19 protein-coding genes are annotated in these 18,821 nt (G+C 59.5%); 4 read left to right on the top strand and 15 right to left on the bottom strand.

All coding sequences use genetic code 11. The annotated features are described in order from the left end of the window. Both ACIY1O_RS05450 and ACIY1O_RS05455 read left to right on the top strand, forming a co-directional pair. Positions 1-922 (top strand): phytoene desaturase family protein (locus tag ACIY1O_RS05450; protein WP_397474078.1); only part of this gene is annotated, 922 nt, incomplete at its 5' end. A 209-nt stretch (positions 923-1,131) separates the two neighbouring features. After that, complete coding sequence (locus ACIY1O_RS05455) at positions 1,132-1,338, top strand: SlyX family protein (protein ID WP_397474079.1); 207 nt, start codon at positions 1,132-1,134, stop codon at positions 1,336-1,338. Here the strand turns inward: ACIY1O_RS05455 and ACIY1O_RS05460 are convergent. Continuing rightward, positions 1,332-1,697 carry a DUF2784 domain-containing protein gene (locus ACIY1O_RS05460; RefSeq protein ID WP_397474080.1) on the bottom strand — a complete coding sequence of 122 codons (366 nt, stop codon included), beginning with the start codon at positions 1,695-1,697 and terminating at the stop codon, positions 1,332-1,334. The two genes, ACIY1O_RS05455 and ACIY1O_RS05460, sit on opposite strands and share 7 nt — an antisense overlap. A gap of 79 nt (positions 1,698-1,776) precedes the next feature. Here ACIY1O_RS05460 and mnmH point away from each other — a divergent pair, with 79 nt between their 5' ends. After that, positions 1,777-2,907 (top strand): tRNA 2-selenouridine(34) synthase MnmH, encoded by a 1,131-nt coding sequence (gene mnmH, locus ACIY1O_RS05465; RefSeq protein ID WP_397474211.1) that lies wholly within the window; start codon positions 1,777-1,779, stop codon positions 2,905-2,907. A 32-nt stretch (positions 2,908-2,939) separates the two neighbouring features. Here mnmH and ACIY1O_RS05470 read toward each other — a convergent pair whose 3' ends face one another. The 5 genes from ACIY1O_RS05470 to ACIY1O_RS05490 form a co-directional block, all read right to left on the bottom strand. Beyond that, positions 2,940-3,860 carry a ketopantoate reductase family protein gene (locus ACIY1O_RS05470; RefSeq protein ID WP_397474081.1) on the bottom strand — a complete coding sequence of 307 codons (921 nt, stop codon included), beginning with the start codon at positions 3,858-3,860 and terminating at the stop codon, positions 2,940-2,942. A gap of 13 nt (positions 3,861-3,873) precedes the next feature. Further along, positions 3,874-5,874: a BCCT family transporter gene (locus ACIY1O_RS05475; RefSeq protein ID WP_397474082.1), complete on the bottom strand. Its 2,001-nt coding sequence runs from the start codon at positions 5,872-5,874 to the stop codon at positions 3,874-3,876. Between the two features lie 262 nt (positions 5,875-6,136). Further along, positions 6,137-7,294, bottom strand: a complete 1,158-nt coding sequence (locus ACIY1O_RS05480) for an ABC transporter substrate-binding protein (protein WP_397474083.1) — start codon at positions 7,292-7,294, stop codon at positions 6,137-6,139. A 246-nt stretch (positions 7,295-7,540) separates the two neighbouring features. Next, positions 7,541-8,038 carry an aromatic-ring-hydroxylating dioxygenase subunit beta gene (locus tag ACIY1O_RS05485; protein WP_397474084.1) on the bottom strand — a complete coding sequence of 166 codons (498 nt, stop codon included), beginning with the start codon at positions 8,036-8,038 and terminating at the stop codon, positions 7,541-7,543. 2 nt (positions 8,039-8,040) lie between these two features. Beyond that, positions 8,041-9,291 carry an aromatic ring-hydroxylating oxygenase subunit alpha gene (locus ACIY1O_RS05490; protein ID WP_397474085.1) on the bottom strand — a complete coding sequence of 417 codons (1,251 nt, stop codon included), beginning with the start codon at positions 9,289-9,291 and terminating at the stop codon, positions 8,041-8,043. Between the two features lie 166 nt (positions 9,292-9,457). On the opposite strand from ACIY1O_RS05490, the gene ACIY1O_RS05495 reads away from it, so the two are divergent. Further along, on the top strand, positions 9,458-10,402 hold the full coding sequence (locus ACIY1O_RS05495) for a LysR family transcriptional regulator (protein WP_397474086.1): 945 nt from the start codon (positions 9,458-9,460) through the stop codon (positions 10,400-10,402). Positions 10,403-10,481: 79 nt separating this feature from the next. On the opposite strand, the gene ACIY1O_RS05500 is transcribed toward ACIY1O_RS05495, so the two are convergent. From ACIY1O_RS05500 to ACIY1O_RS05540, 9 genes are all read right to left on the bottom strand, one after another. Continuing rightward, positions 10,482-10,886, bottom strand: a complete 405-nt coding sequence (locus ACIY1O_RS05500; protein ID WP_397474087.1) for a CBS domain-containing protein — start codon at positions 10,884-10,886, stop codon at positions 10,482-10,484. A gap of 81 nt (positions 10,887-10,967) precedes the next feature. Continuing rightward, the gene (locus ACIY1O_RS05505) at positions 10,968-11,444 is read right to left on the bottom strand and encodes a hypothetical protein (RefSeq protein WP_397474088.1); all 477 of its coding nucleotides are present in this window, start codon (positions 11,442-11,444) and stop codon (positions 10,968-10,970) included. Next, positions 11,441-12,058, bottom strand: coding sequence for a nucleotidyltransferase family protein (locus tag ACIY1O_RS05510; RefSeq protein WP_397474089.1), 618 nt, complete (start codon positions 12,056-12,058; stop codon positions 11,441-11,443). Before ACIY1O_RS05510 ends, ACIY1O_RS05505 begins: the two co-directional genes overlap by 4 nt. After that, complete coding sequence (locus ACIY1O_RS05515; RefSeq protein ID WP_397474090.1) at positions 12,055-13,146, bottom strand: XdhC family protein; 1,092 nt, start codon at positions 13,144-13,146, stop codon at positions 12,055-12,057. Before ACIY1O_RS05515 ends, ACIY1O_RS05510 begins: the two co-directional genes overlap by 4 nt. Beyond that, on the bottom strand, positions 13,143-14,324 hold the full coding sequence (locus ACIY1O_RS05520; protein WP_397474091.1) for a vWA domain-containing protein: 1,182 nt from the start codon (positions 14,322-14,324) through the stop codon (positions 13,143-13,145). The genes ACIY1O_RS05515 and ACIY1O_RS05520 overlap by 4 nt, the downstream gene beginning before the upstream one ends. Next, entirely contained in the window at positions 14,318-15,211 is an 894-nt protein-coding gene (locus ACIY1O_RS05525) for an AAA family ATPase (RefSeq protein ID WP_397474092.1), read from the bottom strand. Before ACIY1O_RS05525 ends, ACIY1O_RS05520 begins: the two co-directional genes overlap by 7 nt. 15 nt (positions 15,212-15,226) lie before the next feature. Continuing rightward, positions 15,227-15,853: an SRPBCC family protein gene (locus ACIY1O_RS05530; RefSeq protein ID WP_397474093.1), complete on the bottom strand. Its 627-nt coding sequence runs from the start codon at positions 15,851-15,853 to the stop codon at positions 15,227-15,229. Between the two features lie 14 nt (positions 15,854-15,867). Then, positions 15,868-18,273, bottom strand: coding sequence for an aerobic carbon-monoxide dehydrogenase large subunit (locus tag ACIY1O_RS05535; RefSeq protein ID WP_397474094.1), 2,406 nt, complete (start codon positions 18,271-18,273; stop codon positions 15,868-15,870). Between the two features lie 18 nt (positions 18,274-18,291). Then, entirely contained in the window at positions 18,292-18,813 is a 522-nt protein-coding gene (locus ACIY1O_RS05540; RefSeq protein ID WP_397474095.1) for a (2Fe-2S)-binding protein, read from the bottom strand. Between the last annotated feature and the right edge of the window lie 8 nt (positions 18,814-18,821).

Consider the following 18,821-nt stretch of genomic DNA (forward strand, 5'->3'; position numbering starts at 1 on the left):
TCTGGAATCCATGGCGAACCAGAATTTCGGCATGGTCATAGGAAAGGGCGGGGCCGACACCATTATTCGCGCCATGACGGGGTTGTTGCGGGCCAAGGGCGGCGAAATTATTACCGACGCGCCGGTGCGCAGCATTACGATGCGCGACGGCGCGGCCACGGGGGTGGTCTTGGCCGACGAGCGCGAGTTTTCCGCTACGCGAGCCGTGATTGCAAACCTGAACCCCAAGCTGGTTTTTGGCGGCCTGTTGCCGGCAGGAACCGCTCCCGCTTCGTTCGAGTCTAAGGTCAAGGCGTTTCGGCCAGGCCCTGGGGCCATGATGATTCATTTGGCCACCGACGGCCTGCCCGATTGGAAGGCCGGCTCTCATTTGCAAGACTATGCCTATGTGCACGTGGCGCCCGACATGGCGATGATGTCGCGCGTATACGCTGAAGCCGCCGCCGGCCTGCTTCCGGCAGAGCCTGTGCTGGTCGTGGGCCAGCCTACGGCGCTGGACTCGTCCCGGGCGCCAGAGGGCAAACATGTGCTGTGGATACAAGTGCGGGTGCTGCCGGCGCAGATTCAGGGTGATGCGCTGGGGCAGATCAGCGCAACCGATTGGGAAAGCTGCGGCGAGGCCTATGCTGAGCGCGTCCTTGATCTGCTTGAAAACTACGCACCGGGTTTACGCGGGAAGATACTGGCACGCCGCGTGATGACACCGGCAGATCTGGAACGTGAAAACGCCTGCCTGATCGGCGGAGACAGCCTAAGCGGCAGCCATCACCTGGACCAGAACTTCGTGTTTCGGCCAGTGGCTGGGTACTCTCGCTACCGAACGCCGGTCAAGTCGCTGTACTTGTGCGGCGCCTCTACCTGGCCCGGGGCAGGTACTGGGGCCGGGTCGGGCTTCATGCTGGCCACTATGCTGGCAAAATAATATGTCGTTGCACGCCGGTGGGCATGTTCGGTGCAATGAAGCGGCGGCAACCCTGACGCAAATTCAGTAGTTCTATGTGCCGGCTGCAACACCGATGCGAGTTCAATGCCTTGATGAACCGGCCGACACACCGATGCAAGTTCAACACCTCGATAAGGCGGCCAGGCCTTGATGCGGTTCAAACCTTTAACGGCCGAAGGCCTTATGACATGGATTACGAAAAACGCCTTATCGACATCGAGTTAAAGCTTATTGCGCAAGAAGACCTTACGCAACAGCTTAATGATCAGGTGTACCAGCAGCAGAAGCAATTACAAGAGCTGCAAGCTTTGTACAAGGCCTTGGTGCGCCGAGTAAATCAGGGCGAGGACGCTGCACCCGACCCTTACGCGCAAGAGCGCCCGCCGCATTATTGACGCCTGCGGCGCCGCTTCCAGATCGTCAGATACACAGCGCTGTTTCCAATGACCAGCACTAAGGCCAAACCCACCTGCATCGCTCGAGTCAGCCCGGGCGGGTAGATGAGCGGCCACAAGTACTGCTGGATGAACCCGCCGTCGTAAGGTGTTTGGCCGGCAAGGGCGCGCAGCTCATTCTCAAGTGGCGTCAAAGGGCAGATCCATCCCATCGAGATTACCGTGGCTCCCCATGCCAGGGCCGGCAGGTGTAGACAGGCAAGGCGGGGCCGCCACAACACCAGCAGGCCGCCAAAGATCACGAAGGCGACAAACAGGCCGTGGACGACAAGCACGATATCGGCGGCGAGGGCATACATAGGTATCGGTGTGGTCGGATCTAACGAAAGTTGGCGGAGTGGCAACCATGCAGTTCAAGCGCGGTAAAATCAGTGAATGATGCGCGATGACACCGACGATTACACAGCTATTTTTCTGCGCGGGCTACCTTTGATGGACGTGCGCGCGCCCGTGGAGTTCCTCAAGGGCGCGTTTCCCCTGGCTGTGAACGCGCCGCTGATCAATGATGAAGAGCGCCACGAGGTGGGCGTTTGCTACAAGCGCCACGGCCCGGATGCCGCCGTTGCATTGGGGCATCGTCTGGTCAGCGGCCAATTACGGGCAGAGCGCATCGCTGCATGGGTGTCTTTTGCACAAGCTCACCCCAACGGGTACTTGTACTGCTTTCGCGGCGGGAACCGCTCGCGCATCGCGCAGCAATGGCTGGAGGCGGAGTCTGGCGTACGCTATCCGCGCATAGTGGGCGGCTACAAGGCCATGCGAAGTTTCCTTGTGGACACTATAGAGCTAGCCGTAGCCGAGTGCCGCTTCACTGTGTTGGGCGGCATGACCGGCACGGGCAAGACGGAAGTCTTGCATCGTCTTGACAACGCCTTAGACTTCGAAGCGCATGCCCATCATCGGGGCTCCAGTTTTGGCAGGCACGCGTCAGAGCAACCCACCCAGATCGATTTTGAAAACAGCCTGGCGATCGACATCTTGAAAAAGCGCGATGCGGGCCATACGGCCTTCGTCGTCGAGGACGAAAGCCGCTCAATCGGCAGCCGCAACCTGCCGCTACAGCTGTACCAAGACATGCAGAAACGCCCGATGGTATGGCTTGAGGATACATTCCAAAGTCGTGTGGGGCGTATCCTTAAGGACTATGTGGTTGATTTGCGTGCCGAGTTTATCGCTTTATATGGCGCGGACGAGGGCGTGGTTTTGTACGCACGACAGTTGCGTCAAAGCCTGGATAATATCGTGCGCCGGCTGGGCGGCGAGCGCCATCGACGTTTGGCGAACATGATGGATGCGGCCCTGGCCGAGCAGATGCGCTGCGGAAGCATCGACCTGCATCGCGACTGGATAGCAGGCTTACTGGCAGATTATTACGACCCCATGTACGTCTATCAACGTGACCGTAAGGCGTCGCGCGTAGAGTTCTCCGGCGACCAGGATGCTGTGGTCGAGTACCTGCGCAAGCAAAGCGAACATCGTAATTTAATGCAGCGCAGGGAAGTGGCCTGATGGCTTCACAGCTTAGTGATCAAGCCGGCATATCAGGCCTGGTGTTTGGCGCTGTAGGTTTGCAGCACGGCGTCGGCGATGGCCAGCGTTGGGCACGACACGCCTGCCGCTTCGCCGCGGCGAAGCATGTCGCCCACCAGATGATCGCCTTCGATGGGCAACCCGGCCAGCATATCGCGGTACATTGAAGAATTGAAGCTGGAGTTCGGGTTGGTGAGCGCCCGCTGGAAACCCGCTATTGCCTGCGGGTGCATGGGGTGGCCCGCGGCCTGCGCGGTGTCGGTGCATTCTTGCAAAAGTTGCAAGGCAACCTGGCCGCCGGCCTGGCTACGCATGTATTCGCCGACCGTGCCTTGCAGCAGGCAGTTGGCGGCGCCCAAAGAGGCCATGCGGCAGAATTTATCCCACATGTCATCCATGATGCTGTCGCTTAGCTCGGCGTCTATGCCTGCCTGTGCCATCAGCTTCCAGGAGGCTTCCGCCATGGCCTGCTGCCGGGTCGTGCGGGCGCCAATTGTCAGGCTGCTGTATGCGTTGCTGACCCGGATATGGGTGGGCGAGGCCTGGGTGGCGATGGTTTTTGCAATGCCCCCAAGCACACGTGCTTGCCCAAACGCCTGGTCGAGGCGGTCGAGATGGCGCAGGCCGTTCAGCAACGGAAGTACATATGTGGTTTCCGCCATCGCCGGGCTGATGTCGGCAATGACGCTTTCAAGCGCGGGGGCCTTGTTGGACAGCACGATGAGGTCGAATGGGGCAGTGAGCTGATGGGCGCCAAGCGTGCGCGGCTGGAAGTGCACGGTCTCGGACGGAAGCTCTAGCGTCAGCCCTTGGGCGTCGACCTGGGCCTTGCGTGCGGGGCGCAACAAAAACTGCACATCGGCTCCATGCCGATGCAGGTATGCGCCGAAGAGACCGCCGACGGCGCCGGCGCCAACAAATAATATTTTCATGTGCATGGCAAGTTCAAGTGCCCGATTCCGGCTCGGGCGTTGCCTGGTTTGAGCCGTGAACCATATGCAGGTATTGGCGATGGCGTTCGTACTGGTCGAGGATATCGCCGATGACCTCGTCGTGGCTCCAGCCCATGATATCGTAATCTTGGCCGCCTTCCCGCAAGAAGACTTCGGCCCGGTAGAACCGGCGTTTTTCCTGTCCGCTGTCTTCGTCCATGGCCAGGCTGGGTTGCATTTGTTCCAGCGGCCGCACGGCATAGCTGAAGTCCAGGTATTCACCGTGATGCCGCACTTGCAGTTCGATTTCGCCGCCGTCGGATTCGACAGCCACTTCGTAGTCCTGGCGACGCAGTTCACTGGCCACGGCCTCCATGGCCGGCACCACGACATCGTCCATGAATCGCAATACATGGTTACGTGTAGGCATCATTACAATGTTGCGCAGGCGTCGCTGCCAATTTTGCCCGCCCGCCAGCGGCTGCGAACGGGTAATGGTTTGGTAGCGGATGCGGCGCTTGGTGGCATCCAGGTGAAGCGCCTTGAACAACCCCCATATCGCCACCAGCAAAATGATGGAAAACGGCAAGGCGCTGGCGATGGTGGCCGTTTGCAGGGCGGTAAGGCCGTCCGCCAGAAGCAGGGCGATGGCGACCACGCCCATCAGCACCGACCAGAAGATGCGTTGCCATACGGGCGAGTGCTTGTTTTCGTCGGAGGCGAGCAAATCGACCACCAGCGCCCCGGAGTCTGCCGAAGTGACGAAAAATACGATGACCATGACAATGGCGATGGCCGAAGTGATGCTGCTTAAGGGCAGTGCTTCAAGAAAGGCGAACAGGGCCAGCGAGCTGTCTGCCTGCACAATGTCGGCCAGGTTCTGCATACCATCGACCATAATGAAATAAATGGCGCTGTCGCCAAATACTGTCATCCAGAACAGGGTAAAGCCGGCCGGCACCAGCAGCACGCCGCGCACGAATTCGCGTATGGTTCGTCCGCGCGAAATGCGGGCGATGAACAAGCCCACGAAGGGCGACCACGCCACCCACCAGCCCCAGTAAAAAAGGGTCCAGCCGCCGATCCAGTCGTTGGGCTCGTAGGCGAACAGGTTGAAGGTCTTGTGGACTATGTCGGACAGGTAGCTGCCCGTATTCTGAACAAAGGTTTGCAGCAGGAAGACGGTGGGGCCGAACACCAGCACGAACAGCAGCAGCAATACCGCCAGAAGCAGATTGAATTCGGACAGCATGCGTATGCCGCGATCAAGCCCGCTGGCCACAGATATGGTCGCCAGCCCGCAAGCGATGATGATGAGGCCGATTTGTATTGGAATGGTGACAGGCAGGTCGAACAGGTGGTTCAACCCGCTGTTGATCTGCGATACGCCCACCCCCAGCGAGGTGGCAACGCCGAAAACCGTGCCGATAATGGCGAAGACATCGACGGCATGGCCTATGGGCCCATGGATGCGGTTTCCGATCAGTGGATATAGCGCCGAGCGGAACCGCAGCGGCAGGCCATGGCGATAGCTGAAGAAGGCCAGTATCAGCCCGACAATGGCGTAGATCGCCCAGGCGTGCAGGCCCCAGTGGAAGAAGGTGATGCTCATGGCTTCGCGAGCGTCGAACACGGTCGATCCGGCCCCTGTGGGTGGATCGATGAAGTGCATGACCGGCTCTGCCACGCCAAAGAACATCAGGCCGATGCCCATGCCGGTGGAAAACAGCATGGCGAACCAGGTTATGTCGCGATAGTCGGGCCGACTGTGGTCGGGCCCGAGCTTGATGTCGCCATAGCGGCTCATCGCAAGGAATATGACCGAAAGCAAGATGATGGCTACGGTCAGCACATAGAACCAGCTGACGTTGGTGAGGATCCAGTCTTGCACCACGCTGAAGAGGCGTTGCGCGGAGTGGGGCAGGACAATGGCGAACAGGACGAGCGCCAATATAAAGAAAGCGGAGGCTGCAAAGACGGGGCGGTTGATCGTGGTGCGTGGCTTGAACGGCATGGCGGCTCCGGTTTTCAACAAGGGCCTATTATTACCACGAAACCAGTTTTCGTCGATGACGGAATGTGCCCATTGCCGAGCCGGATTTCGTCATTGACCTATTGCGTCCATAGCCGAACCGGGTTTCATCGATAGCGGATAGCGCCTGTTGTCCAGTACGGTGCGTACCCGTTGGCCGGTAAAAAAAACGTTCCGCCTTCGGTTTGAAGGCGGAACGAACTGACGGCTCCATTCTTTTTATCAACAAGCTGGAGCTGAACGCCTATTCCACCAGGGTGATTTCTTTGTTTTCGATCTTCACGAGATAAGTATTGGGAATGCTTTGGCCGCTCTCACGTCCTTCAGGGCCCGACTTATTGAACTTGATCTTGCCGTTCAAGCCGGTAAGTTCGACATCCCACAGGGCTTCCCGAATCTTCTCGGAGTCGGCCTCGCCGGCTTTTTCGATGGCTGCGGCAACCGTGCGCACGGCGTCGAACCCACGGAAGCTTTCCGTCAGGCCGGCCTTGTCGAGCTTGCGTTTGTTCCACTCGTCGACAAAGAACTTGGCGGTCTCGGGGTCGGACGAGGCTTCCAGAACCCATGGCGCAAACATGACGTTGTGCATGGTTCCTTCGGCGGCCGAGCCGGCATGTGCAATAAGCTGGTCGGGGCTTTGCGAACCGCCCAAGGTGATGATTCTATGCTTGACGGCCAGCGATTCGGCTTGCTTCAGCACCAGGGTCAGTTGCTCGACTGCGGTAACGATATACAAGGTATCCGCATCGGACGCGCGTATTTCGGATAGTTGCGAGGTCATGTCCTGGGCGTTGTGATCCATGGTCAGGACCTTGCCGATTTCCAGGCCTTTTTCCTTCATGATGCGTTGAAGCGACGCGGAAGAGCCCAGGCCCCAGTCGTTGTTCACGACCAGAATGTCGGCTTTTTTGATGCCCAGCGGCTCGATGTGCCGCGAGAAGCTGGTGGCTTCCATGTCGTTGGTGGGGCAGATGCGAAATACGTAAGGGTTGCCCGAAGTGGTGATCTTGTCGGCGCCGGCTGTCTCCACCACCATCGGAACCTTGTATTCCATTAGCTTGGGCAGGGTGGCAAGGGTGAAGGTTGAGCCCCATGAGCCAATCAATACCGGAACCTTGTCGCGAACGATGAGCTTCTCGGCGGCGTTTGAAGATTCAGTGGGGTTGCTTTTGTTGTCCTCGACCACCAGCTCGAGCTTCTTGCCGCCGAGCACGCCGCCGTTGGCGTTGATGTGGTCGACCGCGATCCGGGCGCCGTTCAAGACGAAGTTTCCGGAGGCGGCGACCGAGCCGCTAAGGGGTTGGATAATGCCGATTTTTATTGTCTCTTGTGCCTGCGCGGCGCTACCCAAACCCAGTAGACAGCCAGCCAGGAAAATATTTTTGAGAAACTTCTTGTGCATGTTAAAGCTCCTTTTAGCAGGCCCGGCTCGGAAGCCGGCCCCGCATGCTCTATTTAGTTATGCTGCGGATTTCATGCCTTTACTACCTTGATGCAAGCCTTGTAGACACCAACTGGGGCTTTATTGTTGAAAATGAATCTGTTCCGGGCTGCCTCGGGCTTTCGGCGGCGCTATTGATGCCGCCATTGTCTGCATGCGCCTCCGGCCGCGTGCTTTGCTATTGCGAAGCCGCTTGGCAGCCAAACCTTACAGCGGGTAAATAATTGAATTGGGAACCAGGTCGCCGTCGAAGACGCACACACGCTCTTTGAATTTGAGGGTGTCGTCTTCCTTGACGATGACGTCCAGATAGCGGCCCGTGTTGAATACCTCAGAGAAAAAATCAGTGCGTGAGCGGATCACCAAATAGTTGGCTTCCGAGCGTATGACGTTGCCCTCGATGCTGTGCAGGCGAGGCGGGCTGATGACATGCCTCTGGTAATAGGGCACGTGCAAAATCGTGTCGTTCATGCCGTAGACGCGGTCCAGCAGCATGGCCTTGCTGTCCAGCGAAAGCGTCGACATGCGCGAGCCGGCATCGAAGTTCTCGCGCGAGACGATGCGATAGCGGCACTCGTCCGCAAAAAAGTCGGGCCATTTCTCGAACTTCGTGTTGTCGACACAGGCGGCGTAATCGTTGTACAAGTTTTGCACCGCCAGGTTAAGCGCCACCTCTTCCATGTTCCGGTCCATTACGTCGTCCATCCCTATATCTCCATTACTTTGCGGTAATATTTGTACATGCCCCGAAGCAGGGTCTCGGAAATATGTGTGTCGGTGTCGGCGACGTCGCGCCCGCCCAGCTCAAGCAGTATTTCCCCGTCTTGGTCGGTGTGCATGTTGTCTTCCACCATGCCGATGATTTCGCTGTCGTCGCCCGATACGAAGCCGGCGGGGCCGAACAGGTTGGTCTGGGTCAGGCGGCGTTCGGTCATCTCGGGCGTATCTTCGGCGTAGCCGAAGTGGGTCCAGATGTAGTCGAAATTGCGCGGCCCGCGCGGAATGACCTGGCGCATGGCGATGGAGTTGATCTGCTGCTGGACGATCAGGCTGGGAAAGATGCTGTGTATGACGGCTGTCGGGCCGCCCCACCAGTGCTCTTCCTCGACGTCCAGGAAGCGTTCGTCGTTAAGCGTCATGTGCTCTCTGAAGCTGGATACGCCCTCGGTGGCTTCGCCTTTGCCGCCGGTATTGCGCACCGTGACCATGGCCGAGTGGCAATGGTTGTCGTCCATGACGTTTAGCGATTCATTGTCGGCGCGCCATAGGCCAAAGTTGATGAACCAGGTATGCAGCAGGCCGGGGTGGTAGCAATCTTTGAGGTTTTCGTGGATGAGCTTCCAGTTTCCGGGAACGCGCTGGCGGTTGTATCCTAGAACAGTCAGTTCACGGCCATCAAATACACGCTCGAAGTACTTCATCATGGTCGGGCCCATGAATTCTTCGAACGAGGGCACGTTGGGGTCGAAGCTGGCAAAGATGACGCCGTTTTGGTTTACGACCTGCAGTTTCCTTAGCCCGTGCTCGTCGCGCTTGAAGTCTTCCGGCATGCCGCCCTTGCCCTTGATTCCCCGCATGTAGGGCACGCCCAGCAGGTTGCCTTTCAGGTCGTAGCTCCACTGGTGATAGGGGCATACGAATACCTTTCGGCTGCCGGTGGCTTCCTTGCAGAATTGCACCCCGCGATGGGCGCAGCGGTTTTCAACCGCGTTGATGCTGCCGTCGCGGTCGCGTACGATCAGTACGCTGCGCTCGCCGATCCAGGTACGCTTGAAATCGCCCGGGTTGGGAATTTCACAGGCGAAGCCCACGTAGCTCCAGTGGGGGCCGTAGAAAAGGCGTTCAAGTTCCCGCTGGTAAATGTCTTCGTCTGTGTAGAGCCAGAACGGCAGCCTGGAGGTGCCTTCACCTTTCCAGCGGCGTTCCGGGGCAAGGGGCAATGGACGGGGGTCGTTCATTACTTGTCTCCTGTGGGTCGGGGTGATGCGGTTGTTGCAACCGTTCGATAACAGCTTGAAATATGTTCGGTACCGTCGTGAAAACGGAGTACATTCGATACCTTCAATGTAGAGACGCTGCGCCCGCCTGTCCATGTCACATCAGTAATGTCATGTATATCGAAAAATGAATATTACCGACCTGAATATCAAGTTCCTGCTGGCTTTCGAGGCCATGATGACCTACCGCAATGTCACTGCGGCGGCCGAATCCATGGGGGTGACCCAGCCCGCGCTAAGCGTCTGCCTGAAGAAGCTGAGAGAACTGCTGGACGACCCATTATTCGTGCGCACCTCGCACGGCATGGAGCCCACCGTGCTGGCGCAAGAGATCAAAGAACCGATATTGCAGGCGCTTAGCCTGCTGCGCCAGTCGCTCAACCATACGCACGATTTCGACCCCGGGACGTCGACGCGTACCTTCCATATGGTCATGACCGACATCGGCGCCAGGGTGTTTTTGCCGCCGCTGCTGAATGAGCTGAGCCGCAGCGCGCCCAACGTCAATCTGAATACCGTGCAACTGCCCGTAAGGGACATGCGCGATGCGCTTGAGTCGGGCGAGATGGACCTGGCCCTGGGTTTCATACACGGGCTGTTCGCCGACTGCTATCAGCAGCAGCTGTTCCGCCGCTCGTACGTGTGCATGGTGCGGCGCGATCATCCCGCCATAGGCGACGCCATCACGCTCGAGGACTACCTGGCAATGCCGCACGCCGTGGTATCGGCCGCCGGCTCGGGGCACGAAATTATTGAAAGCATTCTGGCCAAAAAGGGCTATCAGCGCAGGGTGGCGCTGCGCCTGTCGCATTTTCTGGCGATTCCGCTTATTGTGGCCAGCACCGACCTGATCGTGACCATACCCACCATGCTGGCTGAGTCGTATCTGTCGGTAAGCCGGTTAAAAATAATCGAGCCGCCCATTGCATTTCCCGAATACACAATCTCGCAGTACTGGCACGGGCGCAGCCACAACGACCCGGGCCACCGATGGCTGCGCGAGCTGATCTACAAAATGTTCCGGGACAACGAGGCCGGCTTCGAGCCGTCCAGGTTCGAGAACGGGCTATAAACGGAAAGGCCGCCATTTGCGGCGGCCTGGTGGTTAATTGCGGGCTCTCAAAGCTTGATGGCGGAGGCGTTCAGCCCGCTTACAGCCCTGCGAAGTAGCGCAGGATGTCGGTGCGGGTAAGGATGCCGGTAAGCTGTTTTCCGTCTGCAACCGGCAGGCAGCCAATGCCTTTCTCGACCATAAGAAGGGCCGCCTGTTTCAGTGGCGTGCCTTTTTCTATGGTGACGACGTTCTTGGTCATGATGCTGTCGATTTTGACTTTGTCCAGCAGGTAGACCAGCTCGTGCACCTCGAGGGTGGTGGCGTCTGATGCCGACGCCTCTTTGAGATCGCGATCGGTGACGATTCCAACCAACCCGCCCGACGCATCCACCACGGGAAGGTGCTTGATCTTGTTCTCTTTCATGACCCGCACTGCGTGTACAAGCGTGTCGCTTGCAGCGATGGAGACGACTTTGCTGCTCATGGCTTTTTCGATTGTCATTTTTTTCCCTCTTATGGTCAGGTTAACAACATAGTCTTTAATCCATATTAACCATTTGTGCACGAGGGATATTGATTTTGGTCAAGATGGGCAGCGGCGCGCAAACCGATTTAGCCAAGCCCATGCCTGCATGCCGGCCGCCATTCCCAGCAGCATGATGGCTGTAGTGGCCGCGTCTGTAGGGCGCATCCCCGTATGCAGCCAGAGATAGCTGCCGAGGTTCATTCCGAGCAGCATCCAAAGGCTGCACGCCAGGCCTGGAAGCAAGCGTTTAGACGCGGCTCCAAGGGCGGATTGCGAGGCCATGGAAAAACATGCACCCATGATGCCGCCAAGAATCATGCCCGCGTGCATGAAAGGCAGGCATAGCCAGTGCAGGCGCACGGTATCCACGAGGCTGATCGTGCCGGCGCCGGCACACAGGTTGGCCATCAGTACGAAGCCGCCCTGGCCGGCGTCGATCAGGGCGCCAATGAGCATTCCCACGCACGACAGCCGACCAGGATGGGCGCACACAGAAAGAGAATGGGCGCACAGGGAAAGCAGGCCGCCTTTCATGGGTAGAGGTGCTCTGATTGCGCCAGCCTGCCAAGCAGTTCGGCGTAGTCCTGGGGTGTATCCAGGTCTTGTACGTAGCCGTCATGATCCACCTCGTGCACATACACGGCATCGGGGTTTTCTTGTACCAGCTTGCGACAGCCCAGCTTGCGGCGGCCCTGCAATATTTCTTCCAGATGCTTGCTGCTAAAAATAACCGGATTTCCTCGCCGGCCCTTGAAGTAGGGCACCAGTATCGAGCCGTGGGGCCGCTGTTGGTAGGCGAGCGCCAGGCTCGAATAATCGTTGGGCACTAGCAGTATTTGATCCGCCAGGCACACCATTACAGCGTCGCAGGGCGCAGTCAGCGCCTCCAGCCCTTTGTTGACGGAAGTCATTTGGCCGTCGCGGTAATCGGGGTTGTATACGATGTTCACCTGCAGGCCGTGCAGCGCCTGTGCCACCAGTTCGTGGTTGTGGCCCGTAACTACGACCACTTCATGAGCGCCCGATTGAACAATTGCCCTGATGCTGCGGCGCACCACCGGCTCTACCGGAGCAGGAAGAAGCAACTTGTGGGGCCCATTCATCCGTATCGATTCCCCCGCAGCCAGGGCTACAGCCGAATAAATCATGTTGCCTCCGGGTTTGGCGCGGGGGCTGTAATGCCCAGATATCTTGCGGGGTCCGCTTCGAACTTGATCTTGCACCCATCGCAGCAAAAGTAATGAGCCGAGTTTCCGATGAAGATCGTGTGTAGCGCGGTTGCCGGGTCAATGGGGCGCAGGCACACCGGGTTGACGTATGCGGGGGCGGCGCCGCGTATGCCATCGGCCGCATTATGTCGGCCGGTTCGTCGCGCTTCCTGTGTGTCCATTGCGGGTACGCCGCTTTGAGGCGCGTCAGCCTGCCGCATATCGTTTTGCTGCGTGTCGGCTTGTCGCGTGTCGTTCTTCTGTACGTCGGTTTGCCCGGTGTCGTTCTGCGGCATTCCTGCCGCCCTGCGGTGGGCCCGCACCAGCCCGGCAACGGCCGCCAACGCGACTTCTGACGGGCTCTCGGCCAGTATGTCCGGCCCTGCGGGGCCTTCCAGGTCTGCCAGCCGCGCCTCGGTGATGCCCAGGTATCGCATGGATTCGCGCAATGATTCTGCCTTGCGGGTGCTTGCAATCAGCAATACCTTCTTGGCAGCGCTTCTTAGAGCGCGCTCGAGGTTGCCGATGTCATCGTCCCCTTGCGTGGCAACCAGCACGTAGTCGGGGCACAGCGCCTCTTTCGCCGGATCGCCATGAAGCACGCGCCAGCCGAGCATGGCCACGAACTCTTCGGCGGCCTTTGCCGCCGGGGTCACGCCGGCTATGTACAGCGCCGGCCCAGGGTTGACCGGCTGGATGAAGAGATCGAGCGCGCCGTTGCTGGCGCACGGCATGGCGTGGTGCTCGGTGCCGGGGTCGCTGATGCCGCCCTCATTGCTGATGCGAACGAGCTTTGAGTTTCTGCTTTGCATGGCCTCAAGGCAGCTTCGGACGACAATGTCGCGCGCACAGCCGCCGCCGACCCAGCCGTGCAAGATTCCGTCGGCGGTCACGATGGCCTGTGCGCCCACATAGGCGGAAGAGGGCGGCGCGGCGCGAACCACTGTTGCCCAGGCGTACGGCTGGTTTCGTTCTGAAAGCTGCAAGGCCTCGGCAAGCAAGGCCGCATTGAAGGAAGGCGGGTTCATTTGCAAGCCCTCAGTATTTCCGGCAATGCCCTTTCGAGGCCGGCCAGATTGCCGGCGGGAACCAGGCGGTCGACATAGGGCAGGGCGGCCTGCATGCAGGCCGAGGCGGGTGTGTAGCCCGGGCGGCTTGCCAGAGGGTTGAGCCAGACGATGCTGCGCGCCCGTCCGTGTATCGTTCTAAGTGCATGGGCGACCCGGTGGGCGGGCGCCGTGTCGTAGCCGTCGCTGGCGATCAGTACGCAGCTTCGGGCGTGCAGCAGCTTGGGCGCGTAGTCGCGATTGAATTGCTCGAGCGATGCACCGATTTGCGTGCCGCCCGCCCATCCGCTTGACAGCAGATGCAGGCTTTCACGTACCCGCGCTGGGTCTGGGTCGCGCAGCGCATGGGTAATGCGGGTAAGCCGTGTATGAAACATGAAGCAGTGCACGTCTTCAAGCAAGGAAGATAAGATTCTCGCCAGCCTGAGATAGAAGAAGCTATACAGGCTCATCGAGCGGCTGACGTCCAGCAGCAGTATCAGCCGGGGGCGTTGCTTGCGAGGTTCTTTCCATGCCAGCTTGATGGGCAGGCCGCCGTAGGAAACGCTGCGCCGCACGCTGCGGGCCAGGTCCAGGCGGCGGCCGGCGGTCGATGGCTGTTCGCGTCGTAATTCGACCTGCCTGAGCCGTTTCACGAAACGCTGCATCAGTTCGTCCAGCAGGCGCATCGAGTCAGGTTCGTACAGGTGGCGAAAATCAGTACGCTTGAACGCTTCCTGAGGGCTTGCGCCTTCGAGGCTGGCGCCGCCCTGAGAATCTTGATCTGATCCGCCTGTGGCATCGACCGGCATGCCTTCACTGTCGTCTCCGGCGGCGGTCTGGCTGGTGTCCAGCTTGCCCCCGCCCGAAGCGCGGATTTCCGTACGACGCCGATGTGTGCCGGGCATGAACCAGTGGTCGAATAATTCGTTGAAGCGCTGCCATTCTTCGGCCCGCCCGCACAGGCTGGAACGCAAGGCCCAGCGTGTCACCTCGGCATCGAGTTGCCCGGCGAACTGTATTGACTGCAAGGCGGTAGAGGCGTTGGCGTGCTTGAAACCATTGGCGCGCAGGAAGGCGGCGAAGCCCACGTAGCGGGACTGAAGCTGGGCGCCCAAAGATGCAGATGGCTCTGCCGGGAAGCTGATGGGTGTCAACATGCCGCCACCATCTTCTTCAGTACGGGGGCTGTCAGGCGCGCGCAGTCTTCCTGAGTTTTTATCAGCGCGGAAAGCGTCTCCATGATTCTTTCCGTGCCGTCTTCGTCCAGGGTGCTGATGTTCAATTGCAGCAAGGCGCTGGTCCAGTCGAGCGTCTCGGCAATACCTGGTTTCTTGCGAAGATCAAGACCACGCAATGACTGCACGAATTCCACTACCTGCCGCGCAAGCGCCGTGGGCGCGTCGGGTACGCGCGCCTGCACAATGGTGAGCTCTTTGGCGTAGTCGGGATAGTCGACATAGTGATACAAGCAGCGGCGGCGCAGGGCGTCGGACAGTTCGCGGGTGCCGTTCGAGGTAAGAATGACAAGGGGCCGGCTACGCGCCTGTATCGTTCCAAGCTCGGGAATGGAAACCTGATAATCGGATAGCAGTTCCAGCAAATACGCTTCGAAGGCCTCATCGGCGCGGTCGATTTCGTCAATGAGCAGCACCGCGGCGGGTTCGGCGCTGATCGCTTCAAGTAATGGGCGCTTCAGCAAATAAGTTTCGGAAAATATGTCTTTTTCTTTTTCCGACGCGCTGCGCTCGTCATCTTCCAGCAGCTTGATCGCCAATAGCTGCCGCTGGTAGTTCCATTCGTAAAGGGTCGAATGGGCGTCCAGGCCTTCGTAGCACTGCAAACGTATCAGTCGCGTGTCGCGCGCCAGGGCCATTGCCTTGGCCACATCGGTTTTGCCTACTCCGGCCTCGCCCTCCAGCAGCACCGGCCTCTCAAGGCCCTTGGCCAGCAAGAGGGTCGCTGCCAGGCTGTTGTCGGCGACGTATCCGTGCCGGCTCAGCTCTTCCTTGAGCGTGGTGATGTCGTTGCGTTGCTCGAAGGACATGGCCCGCTCCTTGGCTTACACGGGCTTGCGTGTAAACAGGTTTCGAAACCAGTCGGCGATGACGGCCCATAGCAGAGATAGGCCGTTAAGCTGCTGCGGCTCGGCCGCCTTGTTCTCGGAGCCCCCGTTGCCGACGGTATCGGCTGCGGGCGCGGCGCCGCTTGTTCCGCCGTCTGTGCGCTGTGCCTGCAGCGCTGCGGCTTGCTTGGCGAAGTTGGCGGCAAACTGCTTGAGTATCTGCTCGGAGACCGAGTCCATCATGCGTCCGCCGAATGCCGCCGCCTTGCCGTTCATGGTGACCGTGCTTTTGCCGAGCAGTTCGCATTGTTCGCCTGCCGCCCGCACCGTAGCCGTCAGGTCCATCGACGCGCCCGAGGTTCCCGAGGTGTCGGTGCCTTTGCCGACCAGGTGCAGGGTCTGGGTGTCGGCATCAACGTCGACGACTGTGATGTGGCCCTTGAAAGACATCGAGGCCGGGCCCAGGCGAACAGATACGGCGCCCTTATAGTTGTTGTCGTCGATGCGTTCGGTGATGCTGGCGCCCGGCATGCATTGGGCGACGCCTTCGATGTCTTGCAGAAATTGCCAGGCGGTGGCGGCATCGCAAGGCATGGGGTAGATTTTGTCCAGGGTGACTTGCATGTGGTCTCGTCAGGTTAAAGTTGATCCAATCCCAAGGCACGGCTTTGTTGCCATACCCGATAAGCGTTATGCGGCATGTCCATGTGGGTGACGCCCAGATGGGAAAAAGCGTCTACAACCGCCGAGGTGAAGCAGGGAATTGAACCCACGTGCGGCGACTCGGCCACGCCTTTGGCGCCCAAGGGATGATGGGGCGAGGGCGTGACCGTAAAGTCGGTTTCCCATTTTGGCGTTTCAACCGAGGTGGGCAGGAAATAGTCCATCAGGGTTGCGCCCAGCAGGTTGCCGGCCTCGTCGTAAGGCATTTCCTGGCCCATGGCCACGGCGTAGCCTTCGGTCAGTCCACCGTGTATTTGCCCCTCGATAATCATGGGGTTGATGCGTGTGCCGCAGTCGTCCAGCGCATAGAATCGCCTTACCTTGGTTTCGCCCGAATATCGGTTGACATCGACCACGCACAGGTAGGCGCCAAACGGGAAAGTAAAGTTGGGCGGGTCGTAATAGTCGACCGCCTCCAGGCCCATTTCCATGCCTTCAGGCACATTGTTGTAGGCCGCCAGGGCAACTTCCTTAAGTGTTTTTGCTTGGTCGGGCGAGCCCTTGACCACGAAGCGGTCAAGGTTGAACTCGACGTCGTCGGGCGCCACTTCCATCATGTGCGCGGCGATCAGCCGTGCTTTTTCGCGAATCTTGCGCGCGGCCCTGGCGATGGCGGCGCCCGCTACCGGGGTGGAGCGCGACCCGTAGGTGCCCAGGCCGTAGGGGGCGGTGGAGGTGTCGCCTTCTTCTACTTCAATCACCGACGCGGGGATGCCCGCCTCGGTGGCAATGATCTGGGCGTAGGTGGTTTCGTGCCCTTGACCTTGAGAGATCGTTCCCATGCGGGCGATGGCAGAGCCATCGGGGTGAACCCGGATTTCGCAGGAGTCGAACATGCCCATGCCCAGTATGTCGCACATTTTCGAGGGGCCTGCGCCCACCACCTCGGTGAAGGTGCAGATGCCCACGCCCATCAGCCATTCGGCACTGGGGTCGGCACGCCTTTGTTCTTGTTCGGCTCGCAGGGCTGGGTAATCGACGGCGTCCATCACCTTGCGAAGGGCGGTTGTGTAGTCGCCCGAGTCAAATTCCAGGCCCAATGGATTTTGATACGGGAAGCGGTCGGCGGGTATGAAATTCTTGAGCCGGATTTCGGCCTTGTCCATGCCCAGTTTCTGCGCCAGGATGTCAACCATGCGCTCGACGATATACACCGCTTCGGTCACGCGGAATGAACATCGGTAGGCGACCCCACCCGGAAACTTATTGGTGTAGACGCCGTCGACAGAAACAAAGGCGTTGGGAATATCATACGAGCCGGTGCAGACATGGAACATGCCGGCGGGAAACTTGGTAGGGTCGGCGCAGGCGTCGAACGCCCCGTGGTCGGCGGTAACGTGTACGCGCAGTGCTTTGATGCGGCCATCGGCGTCGGCGGCTATTTCGCCGGTCATGTGATAGTCGCGGGCGAAGGCGGTCGCGCTGAGGTTTTCGATGCGGGACTCTATCCATTTAACTGGGCGGCCCAGCACGATGGAAGCCACAATGGACGTTACATACCCCGGATACACGCCCACCTTGTTGCCGAACCCGCCGCCGATGTCTGGCGACACAATGCGTATCTTCGATTCGGGTATGGAAGACAGCAGGCCGACCACCGTGCGCACCACGTGCGGCGCCTGAGAGGTAAGGTAGACGGTAAGGTTGCCGTGAACTTTGTCGAACGACGCCACGCATCCGCAGGTTTCAAGCGGGCATGGGTGTACACGCGGGTAAAGGATGGATTCCTTCACGGTAACGTCGGCGTTTTCAAACACCCGCGCGGTGCGGTCTTTATCGCCGGCCTGCCACGTGAAAATATGGTTGTGGTGGCGTCGTGCGCCGTGGGCGCCGCTGTCCTTGCCTTGCAGGTCGTCGCGTATTACCGGCGCGTCGGGTTCCAGCGCCCTGATCGGGTCCACCACGGCGGGCAGCTCTTCGTATTGCACTTCGACCAGTTCGGCGGCATCGGCCGCGATGTAGCGATCGTCGGCTACGACAAAGGCCACTTCCTGGTTTTGGAAAGATACTTTTTCATCGGCCAGCACGGCCTGCACGTCGCCGGCCAGCGTGGGCATCCAGTGCAGGCTTAGCGGCTTGAGGTCGTCTGCGGTCAGTACGGCGTGCACCCCGGGCAGCGCCAGCGCGCGCGACTTGTCTATGCCAAGAATGCGGGCATGGGCATAGGGGCTGCGCACCATGGCGCCGAACAACATGCCCGGCATGGTGATGTCGTCTACATAGTTTCCCTTGCCCTGGATGAAACGCGGGTCTTCGCGGCGCTTGCGCGAACAGCCTATGCCTTCCAGCTTGGTCAGGCGATCGATATCGAGTGCGTCCATTTCGGTCTCCTGGCTTCTTTAGTTGGCGACGTCTGTCATGAGGGGGTGGGAGGATTCGACCGTTTCGCCCCTAAGTGTTTTGGCTGCGTGCTGAACCGCCTTGACGATGTTCTGATACCCCGTGCAGCGGCACAGGTTTCCCGCGAGCCAGTAGCGGATTTCCTCTTCGGTGGGGTCTGGTATTTCGTGCAGCAAGCGGTAGGTGCGCGTGATCATGCCCGGCGTGCAAAAGCCGCACTGCAGGCCGTGCTCTTCCGTGAAGGCCTTTTGAATGGCGTGCAGCTCGCCGCCTTGCGCCAGGCCCTCGATGGTAAGGATTTCGGCCCCTTCGGCCTGCACTGTAAGCATGGTGCAAGACTTCACCGACATGCCGTCGATGTCGACCGTACAGGCTCCGCAATGCGAGGTTTCGCATCCAATGTGGGGGCCCGTGTGGCGGCATTTCTCGCGCAGGGTGTGGATAAGCAGCTCGCGGGGCTCGACGGCCACGTCGGTGGCGGAGCCGTTCAGGGTAAAAGACACTAGGGTTTTATTGCTCATGTCGGGTC

It is taken from the genome of Pusillimonas sp. (genome assembly GCF_044464525.1).
Classification (GTDB): Bacteria; Pseudomonadota; Gammaproteobacteria; order Burkholderiales; family Burkholderiaceae_B; genus Pusillimonas.